The 8,461-nt window shown below is 73.8% G+C and carries 10 protein-coding genes; 7 read left to right on the top strand and 3 right to left on the bottom strand.

Going from position 1 to position 8,461, the window contains the following annotated elements; genetic code table 11:
- Window positions 1-426 precede the first annotated feature (426 nt).
- The 5 genes from FNQ90_RS06365 (at window position 427) to FNQ90_RS06345 (ending at window position 4,258) form a co-directional block, all read left to right on the top strand.
- Window positions 427-1,083: a hypothetical protein gene (locus FNQ90_RS06365; RefSeq protein WP_182605370.1), complete on the top strand. Its 657-nt coding sequence runs from the start codon at window positions 427-429 to the stop codon at window positions 1,081-1,083.
- Between the two features lie 69 nt (window positions 1,084-1,152).
- A complete protein-coding gene (locus FNQ90_RS06360; RefSeq protein WP_182605369.1) occupies window positions 1,153-1,575 on the top strand; it encodes a tetratricopeptide repeat protein in 423 nt (140 codons plus the stop codon).
- A gap of 290 nt (window positions 1,576-1,865) precedes the next feature.
- Window positions 1,866-2,228, top strand: a complete 363-nt coding sequence (locus FNQ90_RS28390) for an SH3 domain-containing protein (RefSeq protein ID WP_182605368.1) — start codon at window positions 1,866-1,868, stop codon at window positions 2,226-2,228.
- Between the two features lie 174 nt (window positions 2,229-2,402).
- Entirely contained in the window at window positions 2,403-3,950 is a 1,548-nt protein-coding gene (locus tag FNQ90_RS06350) for an ATP-dependent DNA ligase (protein WP_182605367.1), read from the top strand.
- Between the two features lie 71 nt (window positions 3,951-4,021).
- Window positions 4,022-4,258, top strand: a complete 237-nt coding sequence (locus tag FNQ90_RS06345; protein ID WP_143619115.1) for a DUF2277 domain-containing protein — start codon at window positions 4,022-4,024, stop codon at window positions 4,256-4,258.
- Window positions 4,259-4,463: 205 nt separating this feature from the next.
- Here the strand turns inward: FNQ90_RS06345 and FNQ90_RS06340 are convergent, their stop codons facing one another.
- Window positions 4,464-4,748: a hypothetical protein gene (locus FNQ90_RS06340; RefSeq protein ID WP_182605366.1), complete on the bottom strand. Its 285-nt coding sequence runs from the start codon at window positions 4,746-4,748 to the stop codon at window positions 4,464-4,466.
- Window positions 4,749-5,088: 340 nt separating this feature from the next.
- Window positions 5,089-5,496, bottom strand: coding sequence for a RidA family protein (locus tag FNQ90_RS06335; RefSeq protein ID WP_182605365.1), 408 nt, complete (start codon window positions 5,494-5,496; stop codon window positions 5,089-5,091).
- A 150-nt stretch (window positions 5,497-5,646) separates the two neighbouring features.
- On the opposite strand from FNQ90_RS06335, the gene FNQ90_RS06330 reads away from it, so the two are divergent.
- The gene (locus FNQ90_RS06330; RefSeq protein WP_182605364.1) at window positions 5,647-6,033 is read left to right on the top strand and encodes a winged helix-turn-helix transcriptional regulator; all 387 of its coding nucleotides are present in this window, start codon (window positions 5,647-5,649) and stop codon (window positions 6,031-6,033) included.
- Window positions 6,034-6,447: 414 nt separating this feature from the next.
- On the opposite strand, the gene FNQ90_RS06325 is transcribed toward FNQ90_RS06330, so the two are convergent.
- Window positions 6,448-6,957 (bottom strand): DUF5709 domain-containing protein, encoded by a 510-nt coding sequence (locus FNQ90_RS06325; RefSeq protein WP_182605363.1) that lies wholly within the window; start codon window positions 6,955-6,957, stop codon window positions 6,448-6,450.
- A 229-nt stretch (window positions 6,958-7,186) separates the two neighbouring features.
- On the opposite strand from FNQ90_RS06325, the gene FNQ90_RS06320 reads away from it, so the two are divergent.
- Window positions 7,187-8,401, top strand: coding sequence for a saccharopine dehydrogenase family protein (locus tag FNQ90_RS06320; protein ID WP_182605362.1), 1,215 nt, complete (start codon window positions 7,187-7,189; stop codon window positions 8,399-8,401).
- Window positions 8,402-8,461 lie beyond the last annotated feature (60 nt).

The following is an 8,461-nucleotide window of genomic DNA, read 5'->3' as shown; positions in this document are numbered from 1 at the left end:
ATTCCGGGATGCGCCCCGGACGGTCCGCTTCGGCGTCCGGTCGGGGGGAGGGCGGCAGGTGCGTCACCGGTGGGCGGCCTTTCTGGTACGGCGTTCCGTGGACGGGCACGGGCCGGAAGGATGAGGTCGGGTACGGGGCGGCACCGGGTCGTCCCCGTGCCGCCCGTCACCCGGACAGCCGAGCACTACCCGGCGTCACGAACCGCCATCCGGGACCCAAAAAGGTCATATGAACGCCACTTGGTGTGCGGGGCCGTCCGGGAGGGACGCGGAGCGGGGAGCCGGCCCCGGCGACGCCGCGCGCGGGCGCCGAGACGTGCGTCACAGACCTGTCACAGAGCTGGTCGGGCGGGGGCGGCCGATGCTCGGATGGGACAGGCTGCGACCGGCCGTTCGGCCGAGCGGCCCGGACCTCGGGGGGACACCGTGCGCCACATCACCAGAACACTGTGGGGAGCCGCCGCGTCCGGGGTGGTGTTACTGCTCGGTGCCGCCTCCTGCTCCTCGGGGGACGGCAGCGCCGGGGACGGCGGAAAGGACTCCGCCGACAGTGCGGAGGCGTCCACCGGGAACGCCGGGGGATCCTCCGCCGACTCCACGCCCCGCCTGCCCGACGGCGACATCGAGGCGTGGGCGGCGACGATGCACGCGATCCACGGCATCGAGTGGAAGCGCGAGGGCGAACCGGCCGGGAGCGGCGACCATCTGGTGTGGGAGGGCTCGGTCCCCGTGGGGTACGACCCGGCGGACCACATGCCGGAGGGGGGAGCCGCCGCCGGGGAGATGCCCTCCGAGGCGGAGTACCGGGTGACCGCCCACACCGATGTCGACGGCAGGCCGTTGACCTTCCGCTGCGAGGCCCGGCAGTTGCCCGCCCACCACATCCCGATGCCCAAGGGTTTCCTCGGGGACTGCGCGACCGCCGCCGGCCTGGAGGGGGTGCTGCCCGAGGAGGTGGGCGGGTGGCTGTCCCTGGACGGGAACCGGGACGGCCCCGTGAAGGGGACGGTCATCGGCGGGGCCGAGCTGGAACTGCGGGACGACGGTTACGGCATCCGGCTGACGGTGCGCCCGGCGGAATAGCGCGTCGCCCGGAGCCGTTGGGGGAAGAACGGAAAGGTCCCCCGGCGACGGTGGAGAGGAGCGCGGCGCGTGAACGACAACGGCGGCACCGTGGACCCGGCGGAGGAGTACCGCCTGGCCAAGCTCTTCTTCGAGATCCGCGACTACGGCGAGGCGGCCCGCCGGCAGAGCCGGGTGGTCGAGGCCGAGCCCGACAACCTGGCGGCCCGACTGCTGCTGGCCCGCGCCTACTACCACTCCGCCCGGCTGGGCCGCGCGGAGACGGAGCTGCGCTTCATCGTGGAGCGGGACCCCACGGACGCCTACGCGCACCTGATGCTGGGGCGCGCGCTGGAGCGGCAGAACCGGCCCGAGGAGGCCCGCCGCCACCTGCGGCTGTCGGCCGCGCTGCGCGGCGAGCCGATCGACGCCCCCGGCCCCCGGGCGGGGGGCGGTTCGAGCGGGCCGGCCGGTGCCCCGGACGACGGGGACGCCTCGGCCTCGGCCCGATGACCCGGGGAACCCGACCCCCCGACGAACCCGGCCACCGCCTCCCGGCCCCGGGGGTGAAAGCACATCGACACATCGGCGGACGACCCGAGGAAACGATGATCCCATCCGTGCCCGTCGGACGGCCCCCCGTTCGGCGGGCGCGGACTGCTCCGGTGGGGTGGGCCGGCCGGCCCGGGCAGGTGACCGGGCCGGCCCGCCGCCCGTGAAGCCCACCCGCCACGACGGACCGTGACGGTACCGGCGACCCCGCACCGGGTTCGCCGCCCCGTCCCTCGAGGAAGAGGCAGGTCGTGTTCAAGAACGTCAAGACCACCGTCGCGGTGGCGGCCGGGGCCCTGGCCCTGGGTCTGCTGGGCGCCTCCCCCGCCCTCGCCGGCGAGCACCGCGCCGGCGCGCCCACCGTTCCGGCCCACGTGCACGATTACCGGGCGACCGGCACCGTGATCGCCCGCACCGGCGTGAACGTCCGCTCCGAGCCGAACACCGGCTCCCGGGTTCTGGACACCTACCCCTACGGCGCCACCATCGCCCTGCGCTGCAAGACGCGCGGCGAGAACGTGGACGGCAACTCCCTCTGGTACAAGGTCGAGGGCCGCACCGGCTGGGTCACCGCCCGGTACGTGCGCAACAACGACCCCGTGCCGTGGTGCTGACCTCCCGCCGTGCCGGGTGAGCGAACCCGGCACGGCGCGCCCGCCCCGGTGATCGGTCCGACGGCCGAAGCCGGGGCGGTTCGCGTTCCCGGGCGCGCGTTCCGTGTCCTCCGGCGTGCGTGTCGCCCCGTGCGCCCCCGTGCGGCAGCGGTGCCCGCGGGCCACGATGGGAGGATGCTGCTCGCCGATCTCGCCCGTACCTCACAGGAGGTTGCCGCCACCTCCTCCCGCACGGAGAAGGCCGCCGCACTCGCCCGGCTGTTCCGGGCCGCCGAGCCGGCCGACGCCCCCGTCGTCATCACCCACCTCGCCGGCCGACTGCCGCAGCGCCGCACCGGGCTGGGGTGGCGCTCCCTCGCCGAACGGCCCGAACCCGCCGCCACCCCCCGGCTCACCGTCCGCGAGGTGGACGCCGCGCTGACCGCCATAGCGGGCGTCTCCGGCAAGGGGGCGACCGCCGAGCGCCGCCGCCGCTGGGCGGAGCTGCTGGCCCGGGCCACCGACGCCGAACAGGACTTCCTGGTGCGGCTGGTCGGCGGCGAGCTGCGGCAGGGCGCCCTGGACGCCCTCGCCGTCGAGGGCCTCGCCGCCGCCACCGGTACCGACCCCGCGGACCTGCGCCGCGCCGTGATGCTCGGCGGCTCGCTGGGCGCCGTGGCCTCCGCCGTGCTGGCCGGCGGCCCCGACTCCCTGACGGCGTTCCGGCTGGAGGTCGGCCGACCGATCCAGCCGATGCTGGCGCAGAGCGCGACGGACGTGGCGCAGGCGCTGGATCGACTGGGGCCGTGCGCCGTGGAGGAGAAGCTGGACGGCATCCGGGTCCAGCTCCACCGCGACGGCGGACGGGTCCGGGTCTGGACGCGGACGCTGGAGGAGATCACCGAACGCCTGCCGGAGGTGGTGGCAGCCGGGCACGACCTGGCGGCGGAGCGGGCCGTGCTGGACGGTGAGGTCATCGCCCCCGGCCCGGACGGCCGCCCCCGACCGTTCCAGGAGGTGTCCGGGCGGGTCGCCACCCGCTCGGCGGGGGCGGAGAACACCCTGCCGGTGCGGGCGGTCTTCTTCGACCTGCTGAGCGTGGACGACCGCGACCTGCTGGACCGCCCGACCGCCGAGCGGCACGCCGAGCTGGTCCGGTTGCTGCCCGCCGAGCACCGGGTGCGGCGGCTGGTGGTGGAGGACCCCTCGGACCCGGAGCAGCGACGGGTCGCGGAGGCGTTCACCGAGGAGGTGATCGAACGCGGCCACGAGGGGGTGCTGGTGAAGTCCCTGGAAGCCGGGTACACGGCCGGCCGACGGGGCGCGGCGTGGGTGAAGGTCAAGCCGGTGCACACCCTCGATCTGGTGGTGCTGGCGGCCGAGTGGGGCAACGGGCGGCGCGCCGGCTTCCTGTCCAACCTGCACCTGGGTGCCCGGCGTCCGGACGGCGGCTTCGCCATGCTCGGCAAAACGTTCAAGGGCATGACGGACGAGACCCTGACCTGGCAGACCGAACGGCTGCGGGAGTTGGCCCTGCCGCCGGGGGAGGCCGACCCGGGGAACGATTACACCGTGCCGGTGCGGCCCGAGTTGGTGGTGGAGATCGCCTTCGACGGGGTGCAGCGCTCCTCCCGCTACCCGGAGGGGGTGACGCTGCGCTTCGCGCGACTGGTGCGCTACCGGGAGGACAAGGGGCCGCAGGAGGCCGACACGGTGGACGACGTGCTGGCCCTGCTGCGCTGAGAGGCGCGCGGGGAGGGCTGCCGGGAGGACCGGCGGGGCCGATTGTCGGTGGTGGGGTCCACACTGGTGCCATGTGCCGCAGCATCAAGACCCTTCGCGCTCCCGCGATGCCCGTTGTGACGGACGAGGACATCCACGCGGCAGCGCTCCAGTACGTCCGGAAGGTCTCCGGGTTCAGGGCGCCCGCCGCCCACAACCGCGCGGTCTTCGACGAGGCGGTGGCCGCGGTGGAGGCGGCGACCGGACGACTGTTGGAGGGTCTGGAGATACGCGGCTCCGGCCGTTCGTCGGGGTCGGGCGCCTCCTGAGCGCCCGACCCCGACGGCCCGCCCCGGGGCGCGGATGGATGTCAGGTGGCGGTCATCCCACTGCCGGGGCAGGAAGCCCGATCATCCCTGTTGACCGGCTGATGCTGCGGAACCGTCTCCCCCGGTTCCGCCCCCACGTAGGCCCCGCACTCGGGGCGGTACCCCCAGCACATCGCCGGATCAAACCTTCCGACGCACACCACGGTCATACCTCCGAGGGAAGGTCGTAGGGACGGCCCGACGTGCGCTCACCGGCCCGCATGACATGAACGAAGGGCGCGAAGATCCGTGCCCCGCTGTGGAAGACCACTCCGATACCGGAGGTGATGGAGGGCTGTTCGCGATCTCGGTAGGAGTAAGTCCGCTCGATTTCCGGACTTCCGGAGTTGTTGAGGACAGCTGCGAGATACCGCTCGATGTCGACAAGGGGGATACCTCGGCCGGTCCCGAGCTCCGGAACGGGAATCTCAGCGGGCGGGCCCTTCTCCACAGGCTTTCCGGCTCATCGTAACGATCACCTTCGGCGGCCTGAGCTGTGATCGCATGCCGAACGCGGGCACCGCTCGCCAAGGTGACCTCGATCCCGAAGGGACGTTCGGTCCCCTCGGACCAGCTTTCGACTGCTGTGATCCCGGGTGCCCGGCCGTAAATCTCCAACGCGAAGTCCCGGAACCGCTCGGGTCTCATGTCCTGCTTCCTTGCGATCGGGCATCCGCAGTCCAGAGTCGTCGATGGCCGCCCAGAACTCCGCTTCCGGCCTCTTCGGGTGATCCTGCCGGCGGGTGGCCTTCGGGGGCCGCACCGGTGTGCCGAGTCCGATGTCCTCGACGTCAGTCCAGGATCGCGACGGCCTCGACCTCGACCAGGTGCTCGGGCACGTCCAGGGCCGCGACGCCGAGCAGGGTGGCGGGCGGCGTCGCGGTGAGGCCCAGCTTCCCGCGGGCCCGGTCGATCCCCTCCAGGAGCTCGGGCATCCGGTCGGGGGTCCAGTCGACGACGTGGACGTTCAGCTTCGCCACATCCGCGAAGGACCCGCCCGCCCCGGCGAGGGCGGTGGCGACGTTGAGATAGCACCGCTCCACCTGTGCGGCGAGGTCCCCCTCCCCCACCGTGGTGCCCTCGGCGTCCCACGAGACCTGTCCGGCGACGAAGACCATCCTCGTCCCGGTCGCGATCGACACCTGGTGGTACACGTCGATCGTCGGCAACCCCTCGGGGTTCACCAGGGTGACGGCCATGCCGTCCACCTCCTTCTGTCCCGAGCTCCCCGGGAACGGGGCGCGCTCCCGCCCGACCCGACCCCGGTCACTCTCTTGTGGTTACCGGGGAACCATAGGAGAGTGTTCGACGACCTGGAAGGACGCACTTTTCGGTAACGGGGGAACCTCATGGTGAGCAAGCAGTTCACGGGCTCGGAGGCCGAGCGGGCGGATCTGCGACGCGCGGACTCCCTCGCGCGGGAGATCTTCTCCGACATCGCCAACAAGTGGGCGCTGCTGATCATCGAGGCGCTGGGGGAGAGGGGGACCCTCCGCTTCGCCGAGTTGCACCGGGAGGTCCAGGGCATCAGCCACAAGATGCTGACCCAGAACCTGCGCATGCTGGAGCGCAACGGTCTGGTCGAGCGGTGCGTGCACCCCACCGTGCCGCCGCGCGTCGAGTACACCCTCACCGAGCCGGGCCTGGCCCTGCGGGCCGCGGTGGACGCCATGTGTGACTGGACCCACCGCCACATCGACCACATCGAGACCTCCCGCACCCGCTTCGGGAGCTGAGCGGTCAAGGGCTCGCGCCGACTCGGGGCTCTCCCGGGGAATCGACCTCCGAGCCCTCTCCCGGGGTCGGCTCCGGGGGCACGCCGGGGAGGCCGGGGCGCTCACGACGTCGGGGATGTCGTGTGGGACGCCGTTCGGGTCCGGCCACCGCGGAGCAGTCGACGCGACCCCACGGGCATGCCATCCCGGCCCGCCGACGTCCGGGCGCGCCTGTCGCCCTGAGGCGACTCGTGCCGGCCGGGATCGCATCACCCACCGGCCACCATGGGAGGTGCCCACCACTCGGGGAGGCGTCCCCGGCGCGATCCACGCTCCGTGCCCCGCCGGCACCACCCGGCGGTCCTTGACCTGCCGGGATGTGCCCGGAGGTCGCCGCCGCGGAGGCCCGATCGGGGGCCGGGCTCCACCCACCGGTCAGCGGCGGCTGCCGGTGGGGGGATCCATCTCGTCGGGGTTCTCGTCGATGACGTGCATGGCGGCCTCCTCGGCCCCGGCGGCACCACCGTCGATGCCGACGTCCACCCCCGCCATCGCCTCTCCGGTGATCGGCTCCGCCAGGCGGCCGGCGCGATCGTCGCCCACCTGGTCCTCGTCGATCGGCTCGCCCTCCATGCCCGGCTGGTCCCCGATGCCGTCACCGAGCGGGATCTGCTCGCCGACATCGGGCTCCTCCTCGCGCAGCCGCTCGTCCAGGGTCTCCCCCTCGCGCTGCTCGCGGGCGGTGGTGCCGTGCTTGGTGACGGCCAACGGTTTCTCCGGCGGCGAGTAGCCCTCGTCGAGCATGTTGTCCAGGCCCCCGCCGCCCCGCTCGTCGAGTTCGTTCTCCAGGTCGAGGTCGTCGGGGTTGTCCGGCGTGTCGGAGCCCGTCGGCTGGTAGACCTCGTCGCCCATTCCCTCCGCGGCGTCCGCGGCGTCTGCGGCCATGGGGTCCTCCCTGTGCTCGTGCGGACTTCGTACCGGTGGGTCGGGTGCCCACGGGTACGCCCGGGAAACCCGGGGCACCGCCGCCCGGGGGACCCCGGCGCCACCGGTTCGAGCCGGTGGGAGAGGGAACGCCGGGGGCGGAGGAAGGCGGTCCGTGCAGGACCGTTCGGCCGGCGGGCGGGGCCGTGTCGCGCCGGCCGCGGGCGGCGAGCGCTCCTACGGTGGTGGGATGACGGACATATCGGAGCACCGCCGCCATGATGTCGTCCTGCTCGGCGCCACCGGCTTCACCGGAGGTCTGACCGCGGAGTACCTGGCCCGACACGCCCCGGCCGACCTGCGCTGGGCCATCGCCGGCCGCAACCGGGAGAAGTTGGCGGCCGTTCGGGAGCGGCTGACCGGGATCGACCCCCGCCTCGCCGACCTTCCGCTGATCGTCGCCGACACCGGGGACCCTGCCTCACTGCGGGAGCTCGCCGGATCCACCCGGGTGCTGGTGACCACCGTGGGCCCCTACCTGCGGTACGGGGACGGCCCGGTCGCCGCCTGCGCGGAGGCCGGCACGGACTACCTGGACCTGACCGGGGAGCCGGAGTTCGTCGACCGCGTCTTCCTGCGTCACCACGAGCGGGCCCTGCGGACCGGTGCGCGGCTGGTGCACTGCTGCGGCTTCGACTCGGTCCCGCACGACCTGGGCGTGCTGTTCACCGTCGACCGGCTGCCGAAGGGGGTGCCGTTGCGGGTGCGCGGTTACCTGGCCGGGGCGTTCGCGCCCTCGGCGGGCACCTTCCACTCGGCGGTGGAGATGATGAGCAGGCGCGGCACGGCGGCGGCCGTGGCGGCCGAGCGGCGTCGGGTCGAGGAGCGGCCGGCCGACCGCCGGGTGCGTGGGGAGCGCCCCCGGCCGCGCCGGTTGCGGCACGAGGGGCCGGAGGCGGCCGACGGGTGGGCGCTGCCGCTGCCGACGGTCGACCCGCAGATCGTGCTGCGTTCGGCCCGGGCCCTGGAGCGGTACGGACCGGACTTCTCCTACGCGCACCACCTGGCCGTGAAGCGCCTGTCCCGGCTCGCGGGGCTGACCGGCGGGATGGCGGGACTGGCCGTGCTCTCCGGTCCCCGGGTGACCCGGGAGTGGCTGTTGGCTCGGATGAGTTCCGGCGAGGGGCCCTCGCCGGAGCGGCGCGCGCGGTGCTGGTTCCGGGTGCGGTTCGTCGGCGAGGGCGGCGGCCGGCGGGTGGTCACGGAGGTGGCGGGACGGGAACCGGGGTACGACGAGACCTCGAAGATCCTGGCGCAGGCGGCGATGTGCCTGGCGCTGGACGACGGGCTGCCGAAGGTCTCCGGTCAGGTCACCACGGCGGTGGCGATGGGGGACGCGTTGATCGGCCGGTTGACGGCGGCCGGCATCCGGTTCGCGGTGGTGGAGGAGGGTCCGGCGCACTGACCGTGTTCCCGCCCGATCCCGTTCCCCCCGTCCCGGTCGGCTCACCCGTCCCGCGGACTC

It is taken from the genome of Streptomyces alkaliphilus, assembly GCF_014141535.1.
In the GTDB taxonomy this organism is placed as follows: Bacteria; Actinomycetota; Actinomycetes; order Streptomycetales; family Streptomycetaceae; genus Streptomyces; species Streptomyces alkaliphilus.
The sequence above is the reverse complement of the archived record's forward strand: the minus strand, read 5'-3'. Positions and strand labels throughout refer to the sequence as shown.